The following is a 17224-nucleotide window of genomic DNA, read 5'->3' as shown; positions in this document are numbered from 1 at the left end:
TGGAGAGGCAGCTTTCACTCCTCTCTGCCTGTTTTATGTTCGGATTCGCAAAAAGCAGACGGATGGCATGACAAGTTCATTTCAAAAAAAACATGACAGGAGGGTGCAGCATGGCACAGGAGCTTATCAGCCACAAGGTTTTATCTCTGGATTTCTGGCAGGATACCGTAACCTATGCAGGAAGCGTCATGCCGACCGGCACGATTGGCTGTGCGGTACTGAATATCCCAGACGAAACGATTGCGCAGTTGGACGCGCCGTGCATGACCTTGAATCTGCTGCTGACCGGCATCGGGGCAAAGAATGTGGATAGGCAGCTTCTTCCGAAAGCGCAGGAGGCGGGACAGACCATCATTCATGCGCTGCATGATGTCCAACCGTTCTCCCGCTTGGACAGAAAGCAGTTTGAAGATTATCTCATGCAGGCATTTTCCGAGGAAGCATTTACCGAGCTGAACGAGTATTTGCAGCTCCCGATGGAGCAGCAGGCAGCCAGCAATATCACAGGAGCGCATCCCTTGGCGGCGCTGCTGGTGCGCGTTATTCCAGTGCTGGGGCATTTGAGCTATTCCCTGCACCAGTACAAGAAAACTATGACGGCGTTTGCAGAATTTCTGCAAGAGAATGCCGAAATACGAACGCCTGCGGGATACGCCGCTGCATTCGGGCAGTTTTTCAAGGAAAACGTGACTCTGGAGGAAAGCAATCCCTCATGGATGGCACTGACCAATGCGACAGTGCAGTATGTCCCTGCGATCCGTCTCGGAAATACGCAGGCGCAGCTTGTCAAGCGGATGCATTTTGTATCCTTCGTTGGGATGTTCCGCGCCGATCTTTTTGAAGGTTTATGCGTCGGACACGCGCCGAGGAAATGCGCGGTCTGTGGGAAATGGTTTCTGACCACTGACGCAAGATACGCCAAATACTGCGACGGTCTGGCTCCCGGAGACAAGCGCGGGCGTACCTGCCGTCAAGTCGGGAATCTCCGTGGACGGGAGCAGCGGGAGCTTGCCGCCGACCATCCCATCAAGAAAATCTATACGAAGCGGTTCAACACGATCACGCAGTATCTTGGCCGCGGCACACTGGACGAGCAGACCGCCGCCGCAATGAAAGCACTGGCAAAAAGCAAGCTGGAGAAAGCCCTGCAAGACATCGGCTATGCGCAGGGCGGCTATGCCGCCGAGATGGAGCAGGCGGCTCTGCTGGCGGAAGCGAAGGAAACGATGGAGCGGTAATGGAACGCCATAGCGGTGGGAGGTGCAGACATGGAGGATAACCGTAACAAACTGATACCGGCACAGCTTGCGGGCTACACATGGGAGCTGTCCGGTTATGCGTCCAAAGTGCCGTTCGCCAATGAGGACAGCCTGACCATGTGCGAAGTCCGGAACATCTTTCGGCTTGACCCGGAACCGCCGCAAATGGAGCTGGACGACTACATACGCGAAACTGTCCGTCACAAAGACCTTGCATACTTTTCCTTCTTCCTGCACCACTTTGAAAAGCGTCTGAACAGCGTGATTTACCGATTTCTCACCCACAACGGAATTGATCGCTACGATCCGGCGCGGTTTCTGGACTATAAGCTGGAACTCCTGCAAATGCTGCTGTTTTGCCTGCCGAGGTTCGACCCGGCGCAGGAAACAGAATTCCTGAAATACGCGAAGCATTATATTCAGGACGGGCTGCTGTTCTGCCGTATGATGGGAGAAGTCGGTTCCTTTGCCAGTCTTGCGGAGTACCGGCGTGTGCGTCAGATCGGCGCAATCTATAACAATTCGGGTAAGAGACGCGCAGAGGTCGTTTCCGAGTTTGCCATCCAAAGCGGATACAAGGACGAAAGCGTATCTGCGGATGAGCTGCTGACCATTGCCCAGCGCAACCGCAGCATTGTTTCCCTCTACCGCACGGAGCAGGACGAGAACGGCGAAGAAACCAGCGAGGATGTGACGCGCGACGATAGCTGGAACTATGCCGAAATCCTATGGAACGGAATACAGGCAAAGACGGTCACGGCGGCGTTTGAGCAGCTTTCCTACAAAGAGCAATGGTATCTGGGAAAGCGGAACGCCATCTGCATGACCTGCGGGCGCGTCAGCCCCTTGTCCACGCAGTCCACCTTTGAAGATTTAGCGGTGGATTTTGAAGGAACGACAGCCAGCGGTGCGAAGCGGTTCTACCAGCGTACATTAGACAAACTGCGACTGAAGCTGCTGGAAAGCGGTGTGATCCATACCGTGACGCTGAAACAGACCGAGCGCCGCAAGAAGAATAAAAAAATAGCCGCCGCTGTCTACCTGTATCAGGCAGACAACGACAGCGAATGGGGCAAGCTTCGGTTTGATTTTGAAAACGGCACGGCGGAGATCGTAAAGCTGGCGGATTGGGACACGGTGAAAAGCAATATCTTTGCAAAGACGGCGATACGGTTTGTGCAGGGTTTGCCGGAGACGAGACTGCTGAAATCTACAGTGGTTCCGTTTGAGATGGAACGGCTGGATCTGATTTGATCATGACGGAAAGCAAAACGACGCCGTTGACAACATCTTCGGATCGTGCTACAATTTGACTGAAATGAACAATATGGTCATAAATCCAAGGAGCGTGCGCAGTGGCTTTTACAGATGAACAGAATGAACAGATCCGCAAAGACCTGATCCGGGAGGCCCGGCGCTGCGGCATTACCATTGGGATGCGAAAAACCTCTGTGGAGCAGCTGACGGAGGCCGTTGGGATCTCCAAGGGATCATTTTACAAATTCTTTGATTCCAAAGAGCTGCTGTTTTTCGCTGTACTGGAGGACATTCATACCGAGTGCTTCGCGGCGGCGCAGAAGTCTTTGCAGGAAAATACAGCCTTATTGCCTGCCGACCGCGCGGCAGCGGCGATCCTGGCGGCCTGTCGGTGGCTCTCCAGGACAAAAGCTTTTGTGTTCATCGAAAATGACGCAGATTTTCTTCTGCACCGCCTGCCGGAGGAAGTGAAGACCGCTCACTACCACGATGACGAGACGCACATCCGTACCCTGCTGGAGATGGGCGGCTTGCAGCCCAAGGGCGGTATGGCGCTGGCTGCCGCCACAGTGCGGGGCTTGATTTTAACCGTCTCCCATCAGGAGCAGATTGGGGTGCTTTACCCGCAGGTGCTGGAAACGCTGGTGCGGGGCGCCTGCCGGGAGCTATTTGCATAAGCGGAAAAGCCGCAGTGATGCGGCTTTTTCAAAGGACTACGGTTAGCCTGCTCTAACCCATCTGTGCCATCCATGTGAGTTAGAGGAGTTTAACATCTCGTTGTGAGGGCGAAATCATGAGAAACAGTCAAAATTTCTGGGATAAAAACGCCGGGCGGTACGACCGCTTCATGCGAAAGGACGCCGCAGCTTATGAGCAGATGTACGAGCTGCTGCGCCCCGTGGTACGGCAAAAAAACGTTCTGGAGCTGGCGACCGGCACAGGGCTGATCGCCAAAAACATTGTAAACAGTGCCGCTCATATTGATGCCACAGACGCTTCGCCGGAGATGATCGCAGAAGCGAAGCGGGACAACCGATCCGCCAAGCTGCATTTCTCCGTGCAGGATATGTTCCACCTACCTTATGCCGACGAAAGCTTTGACGTGGTCATCGTGGCCAATGCGCTGCATATCGTGCCGGAGCCGGAGAAAGCCCTCTCTGAAATTCGTCGGGTGCTGAAAGAGGACGGGATACTGGTCGCACCGACCTTTACTCATGCCGGTAATGACTTTCGTGGAAAGGGCAAAGCATTTTTCATGAAGCTGGCGGGCTTCCCTCTCCACAGCAAGTGGACAAGCCACGAATACCTGGCATTTCTGCGGGAAAACGGCTGGACGGTGCGGAAAAGCACCGTGCTGAAAGCCTCGTTCCCGCTGACCTACGCAGAGTGCGTGAAATCGGAGGGATGAACCATGCAGATATTGGAACACGGGCAGGCGCAGGAGCGGACGCTGCTGTTTTTCCCCTGCACGGCAGAGCCTGTATGGGCCTTTGCCGACACGATCACGCTGCTTTCTCAGAGATGGCATGTTTTTCAGGTGGTGTATGACGGCCATCAGCCGGAGTATCCCGGGGATTTCACCTCAGTCGAGCAGACCGTGGACGAGGTGATCTCCTATTTGAAGAGCCACGGCGTCTCCCGTCTGGGTGGGGCCTATGGCTGCTCCATGGGCGGTGCCTGCCTGACCCGTATGCTGGCATTGGGGGAAATGCCCATCGACCGGGCCATCATCGACGGCGGGATCACGCCCTATCAGCTGCTCTACCCGGTGCGAAAGCTGCTGCTTTGGCGGGATATTGTGTCCTTTAAAATGGCGGCGAACAGCCGAAAAATTCTGGAAGCGGCCTTTCCGCCGGAACGGTTTACCACCGCAGGGCACGACCCCAAAAAGGAGTACGACGCCATGGAAGCCTATCTCAAAACTTTTTCCGTTCGGACGATCCGCAATGTATTCTGGTCTGCCAACAACTATGCGCTTCCGAAGCGCTCCGCTAAAATCGGTGCGAAAATCACCTACTGGTACGGCGACGATGAAAAGAAGGATCGCAGGCGGGATATCCGGTTCATCAAGCGCTATTTTCCTAAGGCGCGCATCCATGGCATCCCCAAGATGGCCCACGCGGAGCTGGTGATGGTGCACCCGGAAAAGTTCTGCCGGTATGCGGAAAAATTTCTGACTATACAAGCGGAGGAAATATGACATGAGAGAAAAGATCAAACTCTCCGGCGTGCCGGAGACTATGCTGCAAACCGTTTATGCAAGGGCGAAAGAGAGCAGCGGCAGAGGCGCTATCCATGATACAAAGGCGGAAGAAATCATCGGGAAGTTGGATTACGATTTTTCCCTTGCGGACAAGGATACAGCCATGCGCAGCGGCGTTATCGCCCGCACCATCGCGCTCGACCGGATGACGAAGGAATGGCTTGCGTCGCACCCCGGCGCGGTGGTGGTCAACATCGCCTGCGGGCTGGATACCCGGTGCTATCGGATGGCAGGTTATGCGCATTGGTATAACCTGGACCTTCCGGAGGCCATGGCCGTGCGTGAGAAGCTGCTGCCGGAAAGCGGCACGATTTCGCAGATTGCCATGTCTGCCATGGACGATTGGGGCAGCAAAATCAGCGAGCAGAATGTGCCGGTGCTGATCGTCATCGAGGGGCTGACTATGTACCTGTCAGAAGCGGATATGCAGCGCATTTTCACGGTGATTTCCCGCCGATTTGAGAAAGCCACAGTCTTTGTGGAAACCATGAATCCTGCGATGGCGCGGCACTTCAAGGAGAAATCCATTGACGCAAGCAATGCCAAATTCAACTGGGGAATCGAGAATGGGAAAGCACTTGCCGAACTGCTGCCGGGTTTTCGATTCATGGAGGAACACAGTCTGACGGAGGGCATGGCGGCATTCGCACCGATCTATAAACTGCTGGAAAAGCTGCCCGCCGTGCGGAATATTTCCAATAAGATCATTGTGGTGGAAAAGGAGTTGTAGAAGATGTCATTCTTTGAAAACACCCGCAAACCTGTGGGCCTCGGCGGGAAGCTCATGGTCGCCATGATGAATTTGGGTCACAGCCCTGTGGCGCGCTGGGGGCTTCAATTTCTGAATGCTGCGCCGGATGCCAAGGTGCTGGACTGCGGCTGCGGCGGCGGTGCGAACATGAAAAGGCTGCTGAAAAAATGCCCGCAGGGTATCGTGAAGGGTATCGACTATTCTCCCGTCAGCGTGGAGAAGACGAAAAAGGTCAACAAGACCGCCATTGCGGAGGGGCGCTGTGCCGTCCTACAAGGCAGTGTGGCGGATATAATCTTCGCAGATGACTGGTTCGATGCGATCACCGCTTTTGAGACAGTCTACTTCTGGCCGAATCTGCCGCAATGTTTTCGGGTGATTTATCGGGTGCTGAAGCCCGGCGGAACCTTTCTCATCTGCAACGAGAGCAGTGGCGACACGGACAAGGATGAGAAGTGGACGGAGATTATCGGCGGTATGACCATATACAGCGGCGATGAGCTGAAAACATTTCTGGAAAACGCTGAATTCTGCAATGTTCAAATCCATAAAAACAAAATTGGCTGGCTCTGCGTGACAGGACAGAAGCGAGAGGAATAAGGAATGCTGCTGCAAACGATTCTGGAAGGACTGGGACTGGGGGCGCTACTGGTCTTGGTGTGCGCCATCGGCATCCACAAGGGCGCTGTCGGCATGGTGCATCTGTATGACTCGAAGGTACAGGAACGGTGCGTTGCGCTGGGTCTGACCACAAAGGAAAAGATCAAGCAAAACTCGCTGCGCTTCAAGCTGATCTGCGTTCCGGGATATCTTGCTTATGTGCTCATTTTCGTGTATGCCATCAATGGTGCGCAGACATTTTGGGGCGGTTTCTGGCAGTGCTTTGTAATCCTGTCTGTGATGAATCTCATCGACCGGCTTGGCATCGACGGCTATTGGGTCGGACACACCAAGGCGTGGGTGATACCGGGGACAGAGGATCTGATGCCGTACATCTCGAAATCAGACAAGCAGAAGAAATGGCTGTTCGGAACACTGGGAATGGCCGTGATTTCCCTGCTCCTTGCGGGACTCGGGCTGCTGCTGTAAGGAGGAAATACCGATGTCAAAGAAAGCGACCGAATTTCAGAAAAGAGAAATGAGCAAGATGTACCGCGGCAAGGAAATATTCAAGCCGCTGAACACTGGCTGGGTGGATGAGCGCGTAGCCTGCGTGCGGGAGTGGGTGGCGAACATTTTCTTCTACCGCAAGGGCGGCACCACCATCATGATCGATGCCGGGTATAACTACGACCGGCTGGCAGAAAAAATGGACTGGCTGGGCATCGACCCGCAGTCCATCCGGCACATCCTCATCACTCATCAGGACACCGACCACGTGGGCGCGGTGGAGGCAGACAGCCCCGGTTTGTTCCGGAGCGCAAAGCTCTATATCGGTGAGATTGAAAACCGGTATCTCACCGGCGAGGTGCGGCGAAAAGTCATATACCATCTCTATAAATTACCGCAGGTCACAATTAACAACGAAAAGGTGCTGCTGCATGACGGCGAGACTTTCGAGATTGACGGTATCAAAATTGAGTGCTTCCTTGTTCCCGGTCACACATGGGGTCATATGGTCTATCTCATTGACGACAAATATCTCTTCACCGGCGACACTCTCTGGTTCGGCGCGGACGGCGGCTACAGCTTCATTTCCTCTCTGGCAGAAAGCAACAAACTGGCGGTAAAGTCGCTGGCGGCGCTGGAGCAGAAGCTGCAAAGCCGTGACCTGCATCCGCTGTTTCTCACCGGTCACACCGGCTGGACGGACAACTTCGAGTTCGCCTTTGCCCATAAGGACAAGCTTTGCTCACCGTTCCAAAAGCGGGTTCCCGACCCCACCGCGCCTTACGACGCTTATGATGAATCGGACGACACGGAAAAAATGGCAAAGAGTGGGTTCCTGGAGGGGGTGGGGAGATGAAGGTTTATTCCTTCGGCGCAGAAAATGCCCTGGTCATCCTACTGCTTCCCGGCACCTGCTGCCACTGGAAGGGCAATTTTGGACGGGTCATTCCGCTGCTGTCGGACAGGTATCGCGTTCTCTGCGTCAGCTACGATGGCTTCGATGAAACGGAACATACCGAGTTTCCCACTATGCTGGAGGAAACAGAGAAAATAGAATCTTACATTCAGAAACATTGCGGCGGACATATCCGGGCGAGCTATGGCTGCTCGCTGGGCGGCTCTTTTGTGGGGCTGCTGGCGGCGCGGCAGAATATTCATATGGATTACGGAATTCTCGGCAGCTCTGATCTTGACCAAGCATCTCCCATTGCGGCAAAGCTGCAAACAAATCTGCTCCTGCCGCTGATTTATCCGTTTATTCGAGACGGACGGTTCAAGAGTCGATTGCTGCAAAAACGCCTCACGCAGCGAAAGTCGGAAATGGGCGGCTATGTGCAAGTGTTCATGGAGATGCTCGGCGGCGCACGACCTTATGTGACCGTGCAGAGCTGCAAGAATCAGTTCTATTCCGACCTTGTCACCCCGCTGCCGGACAAGATCAACGTTCCGGGAACAGAGATTCATATTTTCTATGCGCTCAAAATGGGTGAGAAATACCGCGAGCGCTATGAACGGCACTTTGCAAACCCAGCCATTCACGAGCAGGACTTGCAGCACGAGGAGCTGCTGGCCTGTTATCCGGAGCGCTGGGTGCAGTTGGTGAAGGATATCATGGAGGGAAAGCGATGAAGCATCAGCACTTTGATGTGGAGACCGCCGGCTTTTACGGCGCGTACTGGGCGTGTGCCGGCGGATCGGACTGCGCGGTCATTGCGATGATTGGTGACGATCCGGAGGATCGGCTTGCGCGTTCAGCCGTGAAATGGCTCTGCGGGCGGGGCGTAAATGTGCTCACCATGTCGCCTGCGAAAAAGGATTACGGCCATCATAATTATCCGCTGGAGCGCGTGGAGACGGCTATTTCGTGGCTGAAAGCCAACGGCAACCATAAAATTGGCATTGCCGGTGCATCAACTACGGGAACGCTCGCGCTGACAGCGGCTGCCATGTTCCCGGATGTTACCCTGACCATTGCCATGACGCCCAGCGATTTTGTGTGGCAGGGTTTCATGCAGGGCAAAAGGGACGGCTGCAAGGAATGGCCGGTCGAGGGCGAGTCGCTGTTCTCCTACCGGGGCAAGCCGCTGCCCTATATGCCGTTTTGCTATCAGCATCCCGACTATTGGCACTGCGTCGCCGCAGAGAGCAAGCGCGCTGGCGATATGGTTAACTCCCGCAAGCTGTTTGACGACTCCGAGAAGGCTCATCCGATCGAGCCGGAGGAATATATTCCTGTTGAAAACATCCGGGGAAAGCTGCTGCTGATCGGCGCGGAGGACGATGCGCTGTGGGATACCGCAAAGTATATCCGCCGTATGGAAAAGCGCCTTGCGGAAAAGCCGCATGAATGCGAGATTGAAACAATGGTTTATGCTCACGGCACCCACTTTGTCTTTCCGGAGGGGATGCTGAAAATCATGCTGCCGGTTGGCTCCGGTCTGTTTGTAAAGTTGGCGTTTCAGGCGGCAAAGAAATATCCCAAGGAATGCCGCCAGACCCGGAAAGACATCGAGAAACGGATGTGCCGGACTCTTGCGGAATGGAAAGGAGCGAAGTGAGATGCGTTGGATGGGAATGCCCATAGCCATATGGGCAGTGTTTGCGAAGTCCTTTCAAGCGCAGCTGACGGCGGTACTGGGCTATGACCCGGACACCGCACGTAAAATCACGGAAAAGGCCAAGCCGAAGTACCGTGAGATCATCGCAAAGCTGCCCGAATTTGAAAAAGGTGATCGGTTCAGCATGAACATCATTGGCTGCGCCATGCTGGGGGCGTTTGTCCTCTCCATGCCGCGCCGTCCCGATGTGGAAAGCCTTACCGACTACTATGAGAAAGCGCAGATGACGCCGCTGATGAAATGGTTCTGCCGCCAAAGCGGCAAGTCGAAGTTCACGCCCAAGGATATTGCCGCCATGAAAGCCACCGCCGCCCGGAAGGCGGCTGACCGCAACCCCTACTCGTGGAATATGGACTTTTACGAGTATCCCGACGGCAGCGGTTATGAGGGGCGCTTCACGAAATGCGGCATCTGCACGCTGATGCAGGAGCTGGGGCTTTATGACCTGACACCCGCCATGTGTCATTTGGACTACGCCATGAGCGAGGCGGGCGGCGTGACGAATTTTGTGCGGCAGTACACGCTGGCCTCCGGCGACCCTTACTGCGACTGCGGATATCAAAAGAAACGAGTGTGAGGTGGCGGAGTATTGAAATATTTTGAGTTCGGACAAGAGTACCCGGAACTGATGGTGATGCCCCACGGCGGCGTATGCTATCGCGGCGCACTGCCGGTGGCGGAGGAAATGGCAAAGACCTATGGCAGGCGCTAGAGGCAGAGTGTGGGAATTACTTGCAGGGAGGGGGAAAACCATGAACTATAAAATCGAGAAAAACACTGTACAGGAAACGCTGATCATCCCACTCTATGCACGGAAAATGTGCGCAGAGGTATATCCAAGCCTCTATCGGGACGAAACGGCACTGCGGCTGGTGAATGCGGTGGACTATAATTTTTCGGCGCTTCAGAAGAAATCCCACAGACTCATGCAGCGGTTTGGCTTTTTAGAGGTTGCCATGCGGCAGAACGACCTTGCCTTCGAGGTGCGGGAGTATCTGAAAAGTCATCCCAATGCGGCGGTGGTGAATCTCGGCTGCGGGTTGGACAGCACAGGTCGGGCTTGCGATAACGGTAAGTGCAAGCTCTACAATCTGGACTTTCCTGACGTCATCGCTGTGCGCAACGAGCTGCTCCCAGCCAGGGATCGGGAGGAAAACATCCCCTGCGACCTCAACGATACATCGTGGTTTGAGAGAATCGACGTCTCCGGCGGTGCGGTCTTCTTTGCTGCGGGAGTGTTCTACTATTTCCTAAAGGAGCAGGTAAAAACACTGGTACGTGCTATGGCAGACGCTTTTCCGGGCGCTGTACTGGCGTTCGATGCCGCCAATGAGAAGGCAGTAAAGCTGATGCTGAAAACATGGCTGAAGGATGCGGAAATCAAGGATGTCGGCGCGTACTTCGCCGTTTCGGACGCCAAGCGCGAGATCGGTGCATGGGACAGTCGCCTGCATATCGCCAGCCGGGGCTATATGCTGGGCTACCACGACCTGAAAGACCCGTCCGTCAGCGGATTTTTCCGCTTTCTTGCAAGGGTCGGTGACGGAGTGATGAATATGCAGATCGTGAAGATTGGATTTGAACAAACAATATAGGAAACAAAACGGAATAGTTTGAAAGCACAAATCATGTTAGAATATCCGGCAGTTAGAGAACACTAACCAAAGAACTTCAGGAGGTACCGTATGAAAAAGAAATTTGCCGCTTTTGTGCCTTGCTTATCATCTGGAACTTCGCCATGCGGAAGAAAGGACGTGATTTAATTGAAAAAACAATCCGATCTTTCCCGGCTGATGGGTTACGCCGGGAACCACCGATATTTCACCTACGCTTCGTGGATGCTGTCTGCGGCCAGTGCGCTGGTGGCGCTGGTGCCTTTTGTATACATCTGGAAGATTCTGCGGGATGTGCTGAACGCGGCGCCAAACTATGCGCAGGCGGTGAACATTCCTCATTACGGCTGGATGGCAGTGTTATTTGCAGTGCTGTCTTACCTTATTTACATTGCGGCACTGATGTGCTCCCATCTGTCGGCGTTCCGGGTGGCGACAAATCTGCGGCTGGCAGTGTCGGAGCATCTGGCAGTGCTGCCGCTGGGCTTTGCTGAGACCTTCGGCAGCGGTAAACTGCGCAAGATCATCCACGAGAGCACCGGAGCCGCCGAGACCTATCTTGCCCACCAGCTGCCCGACCAGTACAATGCCATCGCCACCCCGGTGGGGCTGCTGGTGCTGCTGTTGGCGTTCGACTGGCGGTTGGGGCTGCTGAGCCTTGCGCCGGTGGTGCTGGCATTCCTCATTATGGCGACCATGACTGGCAAGCGGATGGTTGAAAAAATGCGGCAGTACGGCAACGCCTTGGAGGCCATGTCCAACGAGGCAGTGGAATACGTCCGGGGCATTCCGGTGGTCAAGACCTTCGGGCAGAGTGTGTTTTCCTTCAAAAAATTCAAGACCACCATTGATGAGTACGAAAAGTGGGTCATCTCCTACACCAAAGACCTGCGCCTGCCCATGATGTTCTACACCGCCGCCGTCAACGGCGTGTTCGCCTTTCTGATTGCAGGCGGGCTGCTGTTCACGGCTCACGGTGTCACGCCGGAATTTCTGCTGAACCTGCTGTTCTATATCATCATCACTCCGGTGATCTCCCTGACTTTGACCCGCATAATGTACATGAGCGAGAACAAGATGGTGGTAGCGGATGCACTGGCACGCATCGACTCGGTGCTGGAGGCAGCACCCATGCAGGTTCAGGCTGTTCCGCAGCACCCGCAGGATGCTTCTGTCGCGCTGCAGAACGTGCATTTCAGCTACGACGGAAAAAACGAGGTTATTAAGGGCGTTTCGCTGGAGATTCAGCCGGGACGGACTGTGGCTTTTGTAGGTCCCTCCGGCGGCGGAAAATCTACGCTGGCAAACCTTGTCTGCCGGTTCTTTGATGTGCAGAGCGGCAGCGTCCGGGTGGGCGGAGCGGATGTGCGGGCAATCCCCAAGGAAGAGCTGATGGATACCATCTCCTTTGTGTTCCAGAACAGCCGCCTGCTCAAGGGCAGCATTCTGGATAATGTCCGTCTGGGCAGACCGCAGGCCACCGAAGCCGAGGTGCTGGCAGCGTTGAAAGCGGCGCAGTGCATGGATATTATAGAAAAGTTCCCGGCGGGCATCCATACTGTTATCGGCACCAAGGGCGTGTATCTGTCCGGCGGCGAGCAGCAGCGCATTGCCATTGCACGCGCCATGCTGAAAAATGCGCCCATCCTGATTCTGGACGAGGCTACCGCTTTTGCCGACCCGGACAATGAAGCTAAGGTGCAGGCAGCCTTTGCCCGGCTTGCCAAGGGCAAAACCGTGCTGATGATCGCACACCGCCTGTCCACCGTAGCCAATGCCGACTGCATCTATGTGGTACAGGATGGACGTATTACTGAGACTGGCACAAAGGACGAACTGTGCGCACAGAACGGCCTGTTTGCCCGGATGTGGCAGGAATATCAGGCATCGGTGCAGTGGAAGGTCGCAAAGGAGGGGTAAAGATGATCGAAAAAATTCAACACGCCACGGCCAGTTCCCCGGAGGGCGCAAGGGGGCTTGTAAAGGGCGTTTTGGCGTGTGCGTTCCAGAATATATCATTTATGCTGCCCACCGGGCTGCTGTATCTCCTGGTAAAAGATCTGCTGGCAGGCTCAACGAGCGGGAGAACCGCCTTTTATCTGCTGGGGTGTGCGGCCTGCTTTGCGCTGATCTTGCTGACCACATGGTTCCAGTATAACGGCACCTATTTTACTACTTATAAAGAGAGCGGCATCCGCCGCCTGACCCTTGCGGAACGGCTGCGCAAGCTGCCCCTGTCCTTTTTCGGCAAGCGGGATCTTGCCGACCTGACCAGCACCATCATGGCAGACTGCGAGGTGTTGGAAAAGGACTGTTCCCACTTCATCCCCGGTCTATTCGGCTCCCTCATCTCTACGGTGCTCATTGCCCTGAGCCTGTTCACTTTTGACTGGCGGATGGCGCTGGCAGCCCTGTGGGTCATCCCGGTATCCGCCGCCATCGTGGTGGGCAGCTACCGGGTGCAGGACAAGGTGCAGGCCAAGACCATGGCGGCGAAAATGGCCTGTGCGGACGGCATTCAGGAGTACATCGAAACCCTCCGTGACCTGAAAGCCAGCAATGCGGAGCAGCGTTATCTGTCCGGTCTTTCCGACAAAATTCGGGCTGTGGAAAAGCAGTCCATCGCAGCAGAACTGGAAACAGCGCTGTTTGTGTCCTCTGCGAGCATGGTGCTCAAGCTGGGCATTGCATCGGTGGCACTCACCGGCTCGGTGCTGCTGGTGCAGGGCAGTATCGATGTGCTGACCCTGTTTCTGTTCCTGATGGCGGCTTCCCGGATGTATGACCCTATGCAGGGCGCGTTGCAGAATCTGGCGGCGGTCATTGCCATGCGCACCAATGTGGGGCGGATGAACGAGATTCTGGACGCTCCCCTGCAGACCGGCAGCGAGCAGCTGACCAATCAGGGCTGCGATATCGTGTTCGACCATGTGGGCTTTGCCTACAACTCCGGCGAAACGGTGCTGCGGGATGTCTCCTTTACCGCAAAGCAGGGCGAGGTCACGGCACTGGTGGGTCCCTCCGGCGGCGGCAAGACTACCGTTTCCCGGCTGGCGGCACGGTTCTGGGACTACCAGAAGGGCGGCATCACCGTGGGCGGCATGGAGGTTTCCCGAATCGACCCGGAAAAGCTCATGAGCCTGTATTCCATCGTGTTTCAGGATGTGACTCTGTTTGACAATACGATACTGGAAAATATCCGTCTGGGGCGCAAAGGTGCCACCGACGAGGAGGTCCTTGCGGCGGCAAAGCTGGCAAACTGCGAGGAATTTGCCGAAAAGCTGCCGGACAAGTGGAACACGAACATCGGCGAGAATGGCTGCGCCCTTTCCGGCGGCGAGCGTCAGCGCATTTCCATTGCCCGCGCCTTCCTGAAGGATGCGCCCATCATTCTGCTGGACGAAGCCACCGCCAGTCTGGACGTGGAGAACGAAACTGCCATTCAGGAGGCACTTTCCCGGCTCATAAAACACAAAACTGTCCTTATCATCGCCCATCGGATGCGCACCGTAGCTGGGGCGGACAAAATCGTGGTGCTGTCCGACGGCGTGGTGGCCGAACAGGGCGCACCCGATGCACTTTATGCCCGGAACGGCCAGTACACCCACATGGTGGATCTGCAGACCGAAAGCCAGCGCTGGGTCATCTGACCCAATTCAAAACAGCCTCCCGGCACAACAAAAAAGGACATCTACTCAAAAGAATAGATGTCCTTTTTAGCACCCGAATCCGTCAGCTAACAGTCATGTTTAAATTACTTCCTTATCACTGTTAAACCAAGGTTTCGAGTTCTTTGCGTCTCCGCGCTTACTTCATAATGATCAGTGCCATGAACACGAGGTCGGTATCGCCGGTATTATCCAGCGCATGACCGGTGCCATCCGGACAGAAGGTCACATCGCCCGCCTTGACCGGATAGGACTTCTCACCATCGTTATACGAGCCTTCGCCGCTCAGGATGTAGTACGTCTCGGTCTCGCCGTGGTGCTCGTGGAAGCCGAGCGTGCAGTTCGGCTCGATGGTTACCTTTGCATACAGGCCGCACTTGCCGTCCAGCTCCTTCTCACCGAGCAGGCGCTCGATGATAACGTGGCCCTTGCCGCCAGCCATCTGCTCTACCTTATCTACCTGATGTTCGCTTGCAGTCGTAATCATAATTCTTTCCGCCTTTCTTGTCCCGGGCAATACCGCATGATTGAAGCTGCGGTGTTGCCCTTACCGCTCACGCAGTTTCTTGTCAATTCCTATTATAGCGGTTGTAATCCAAATTACAAGATAAGATTTCCATTTCCGCGAAGAATTTACTTTGCAGTAATGCCATACACCGGAAAGCCGATACGCACCTTAAACTGATCGCCGTCCACCGAGACCTCAAACGTGCCGCCGCAGGCTTCGGTATAGCTTTTTGCGATGGCGAGACCCAGACCGCTGCCCTCGGTCGAGCGCGCCGCATCACCGCGGACAAACCGTTCGGTAATTTCGTCGGCAGCAAAGTCCATCTCGTAGTTGGCGGTGTTTTTGAGTTCAATAATGGCCTGACCATTCTCCTCTGCAACAGAGAGGAACACGCGCGTGCCCTTGAGCGCATATTTCACGCAGTTGCCGATGAGATTCTCCAGCACGCGGGACAGCTTGCGTCCGTCCGCCCAGATGGGCAGCTCCCGCTCGGGAATGGCGGCTTTGACGGTCAAGCCGCTCTCCTGCACGGCCTTGTCCTGCTCCGCGAGCGCCTGCCGGGCGAGCGTGCACGCATCCAGCCGTTCGCTGATGATCTGCTCTGCGCCGGACTGCACCTTGGAGATATCGAACAGGTCGCTCGTCAGGTTTTTGAGCCGCAGACCCTTTTGATGGATAATGCGGGCGTAGTCGTTCGCCTCCTCCGGCGTTAAATCCATTTTGCCGAGCAGATCGGAATAGTTAAGGATGCTGGTCAGCGGCGTTTTCAAATCGTGGCTGACGTTGGTGATCAGTTCGCTTTTCATGCGTTCCGCGCGGACTTCGTTCTGCAGCGCCGCCTGCATGCCGTCACCAAGCGAGTTAATGTCCTCGGCCATCTCCGCGAACACGCCCCCCGGCATATCGGTCAGCTTGAAGCCGAGGTCGCCCGCACGCAGCCGGCGCAGTGCGTCCACGATACGCTCAAAGCCGGTGATGCGTTTGATGAGAAAGTAACCTGCCGCGAGAAACCAGACCGTGCCGAACACGAAGACAAAAAACGAGCCGCCCACTCCGCCGAACACCGCCGCAAGGAACGCGAGAACAACCGAATACGCCGTAAAGAGCAGCACAACGTTGCGCGTTTTGTAGTCGCGGAACAGCATGCGGCGCAGTTTTCCGAAGCTTTGCCGGATGCACTTGCATACCTTAATAAAGGTTCGCCAGCACCAGAGGATGAATCGAATCGACCAGCACTGCTTGACGAAGCTGCGGTTCTTGATCACGCGCACGAGCGACAGCGTAAGTTCAAGTGCGAACGCAAACGCCGCGACAAAAAACAGGATGGACGGTACGAGCAATATCGACATGTCGTTTGTGCCGTTCAGCAATTCACCCATCAGTGCCAGATTCAGTCCGCCTGCCGTACCGAGCACCGCCCAGAAGCACAGCACGTTCACTTCCACCGGCAGACGGTCGATGGTGACAAGGTGCACGCCCTCATCCTCCGGCTTGCGGCCGGTGACGAACAGCAGATACACGAACAGCACCAGTGCAATCACCGTCAGCACAATCGCCTGCTGGAGCACGCCGGTAATCTGCGTTTTCTGCGTTTCCCACTCAGCCTTGATGGGTGCAGCCTGTGCGTCCGTGAAGCGCACCAGCAGCAAGGTGTTAGACGGGTACGGATTGAACTTATTGAACTTCCAGCCTTCCTCTGCCGCATCCTCCTCGGTGTAGTAGCCGTAACTTCCCGTCTCCTCATCGTAAACCGCAAGCGGATAGCCGTAGTAAATTCCCACATTGGACTGCACATTGCCACCCGGCCGTGTGATCATGTAAAACGCAGATTTTTTTGCCGCGGCTTCGGTCAGCGTGTCATCGCCGACCGTTTTATCGCCCATTCTGCCGAAATAGTTTCCCGCAAAATCCGTATGCTGCCTGCTGAATTCCGCTGCGTCCATGCCATCCTCAAACGCATTCGCCATTTCAGCACACATTATGCCGAGCTGCTGATGCATATAGGACGAGTCGGCAAAATCGCCCTCAAAGCGATAGACCATTTGGTCAAGGCCGTTCGCGGCAAAATCTGTTATCGTGTTCTCAACGAGAAACAGTGCACCTGCAAAGCACCCCACAATGCCTGCAAACGCGATAAGCTTTACTACCGTACTGCGTAAGATCCCCTTGATATTCAT

Annotated in this window: 18 protein-coding genes; 16 read left to right on the top strand and 2 right to left on the bottom strand. The window is 55.2% G+C overall.

The features are described from left to right. The first annotated feature begins 110 nt into the window (after positions 1 to 110). The 16 genes from DW724_RS01330 (at position 111) to DW724_RS01260 (ending at position 14521) form a co-directional block, all read left to right on the top strand. Positions 111 to 1238, top strand: a complete 1128-nt coding sequence (locus tag DW724_RS01330; RefSeq protein ID WP_118760405.1) for a DUF6076 domain-containing protein — start codon at positions 111 to 113, stop codon at positions 1236 to 1238. A 30-nt stretch (positions 1239 to 1268) separates the two neighbouring features. After that, positions 1269 to 2513 carry a hypothetical protein gene (locus DW724_RS01325; protein WP_202183494.1) on the top strand — a complete coding sequence of 415 codons (1245 nt, stop codon included), beginning with the start codon at positions 1269 to 1271 and terminating at the stop codon, positions 2511 to 2513. A gap of 101 nt (positions 2514 to 2614) precedes the next feature. Further along, positions 2615 to 3193: a TetR/AcrR family transcriptional regulator gene (locus DW724_RS01320; RefSeq protein WP_118760404.1), complete on the top strand. Its 579-nt coding sequence runs from the start codon at positions 2615 to 2617 to the stop codon at positions 3191 to 3193. A 116-nt stretch (positions 3194 to 3309) separates the two neighbouring features. Further along, on the top strand, positions 3310 to 3924 hold the full coding sequence (locus tag DW724_RS01315) for a class I SAM-dependent methyltransferase (protein WP_118760403.1): 615 nt from the start codon (positions 3310 to 3312) through the stop codon (positions 3922 to 3924). A gap of 3 nt (positions 3925 to 3927) precedes the next feature. Further along, a complete protein-coding gene (locus DW724_RS01310; protein ID WP_118760402.1) occupies positions 3928 to 4716 on the top strand; it encodes an alpha/beta fold hydrolase in 789 nt (262 codons plus the stop codon). A 1-nt stretch (position 4717) separates the two neighbouring features. Beyond that, positions 4718 to 5509: a class I SAM-dependent methyltransferase gene (locus DW724_RS01305; protein WP_118760401.1), complete on the top strand. Its 792-nt coding sequence runs from the start codon at positions 4718 to 4720 to the stop codon at positions 5507 to 5509. 3 nt (positions 5510 to 5512) lie between these two features. Next, a complete protein-coding gene (locus DW724_RS01300; RefSeq protein ID WP_118760400.1) occupies positions 5513 to 6130 on the top strand; it encodes a class I SAM-dependent methyltransferase in 618 nt (205 codons plus the stop codon). A gap of 3 nt (positions 6131 to 6133) precedes the next feature. Continuing rightward, a complete protein-coding gene (locus DW724_RS01295; protein ID WP_118760399.1) occupies positions 6134 to 6619 on the top strand; it encodes a hypothetical protein in 486 nt (161 codons plus the stop codon). A gap of 13 nt (positions 6620 to 6632) precedes the next feature. Beyond that, positions 6633 to 7496, top strand: a complete 864-nt coding sequence (locus tag DW724_RS01290) for an MBL fold metallo-hydrolase (protein WP_118760398.1) — start codon at positions 6633 to 6635, stop codon at positions 7494 to 7496. Then, entirely contained in the window at positions 7493 to 8269 is a 777-nt protein-coding gene (locus tag DW724_RS01285; RefSeq protein WP_118760397.1) for an alpha/beta fold hydrolase, read from the top strand. Before DW724_RS01290 ends, DW724_RS01285 begins: the two co-directional genes overlap by 4 nt. Then, a complete protein-coding gene (locus tag DW724_RS01280; protein WP_118760396.1) occupies positions 8266 to 9198 on the top strand; it encodes an acyl-CoA thioester hydrolase/BAAT C-terminal domain-containing protein in 933 nt (310 codons plus the stop codon). The genes DW724_RS01285 and DW724_RS01280 overlap by 4 nt, the downstream gene beginning before the upstream one ends. Position 9199: 1 nt before the next feature. Then, complete coding sequence (locus tag DW724_RS01275; protein ID WP_118760395.1) at positions 9200 to 9835, top strand: L-2-amino-thiazoline-4-carboxylic acid hydrolase; 636 nt, start codon at positions 9200 to 9202, stop codon at positions 9833 to 9835. Positions 9836 to 9847: 12 nt separating this feature from the next. Further along, the gene (locus tag DW724_RS16200; protein WP_256372128.1) at positions 9848 to 9970 is read left to right on the top strand and encodes a hypothetical protein; all 123 of its coding nucleotides are present in this window, start codon (positions 9848 to 9850) and stop codon (positions 9968 to 9970) included. Positions 9971 to 10010: 40 nt separating this feature from the next. Beyond that, positions 10011 to 10853 (top strand): class I SAM-dependent methyltransferase, encoded by an 843-nt coding sequence (locus DW724_RS01270; protein WP_118760394.1) that lies wholly within the window; start codon positions 10011 to 10013, stop codon positions 10851 to 10853. A gap of 168 nt (positions 10854 to 11021) precedes the next feature. Further along, on the top strand, positions 11022 to 12791 hold the full coding sequence (locus DW724_RS01265; RefSeq protein WP_118760393.1) for an ABC transporter ATP-binding protein: 1770 nt from the start codon (positions 11022 to 11024) through the stop codon (positions 12789 to 12791). 2 nt (positions 12792 to 12793) lie between these two features. Beyond that, the gene (locus tag DW724_RS01260; protein ID WP_118760392.1) at positions 12794 to 14521 is read left to right on the top strand and encodes an ABC transporter ATP-binding protein; all 1728 of its coding nucleotides are present in this window, start codon (positions 12794 to 12796) and stop codon (positions 14519 to 14521) included. Positions 14522 to 14678: 157 nt separating this feature from the next. Here the strand turns inward: DW724_RS01260 and DW724_RS01255 are convergent, their stop codons facing one another. Both DW724_RS01255 and DW724_RS01250 read right to left on the bottom strand, forming a co-directional pair. Further along, entirely contained in the window at positions 14679 to 15026 is a 348-nt protein-coding gene (locus tag DW724_RS01255) for a cupin domain-containing protein (protein WP_117491053.1), read from the bottom strand. A 146-nt stretch (positions 15027 to 15172) separates the two neighbouring features. Continuing rightward, positions 15173 to 17224 (bottom strand): sensor histidine kinase, encoded by a 2052-nt coding sequence (locus DW724_RS01250; RefSeq protein ID WP_158580178.1) that lies wholly within the window; start codon positions 17222 to 17224, stop codon positions 15173 to 15175.

Source organism: Butyricicoccus sp. AM27-36, assembly GCF_003480945.1.
Taxonomy (GTDB): domain Bacteria; phylum Bacillota; class Clostridia; order Oscillospirales; family Butyricicoccaceae; genus Agathobaculum; species Agathobaculum butyriciproducens.
Note: the sequence above shows the minus strand (reverse complement) of the source record. Positions and strands in the feature narration are given on the sequence as shown.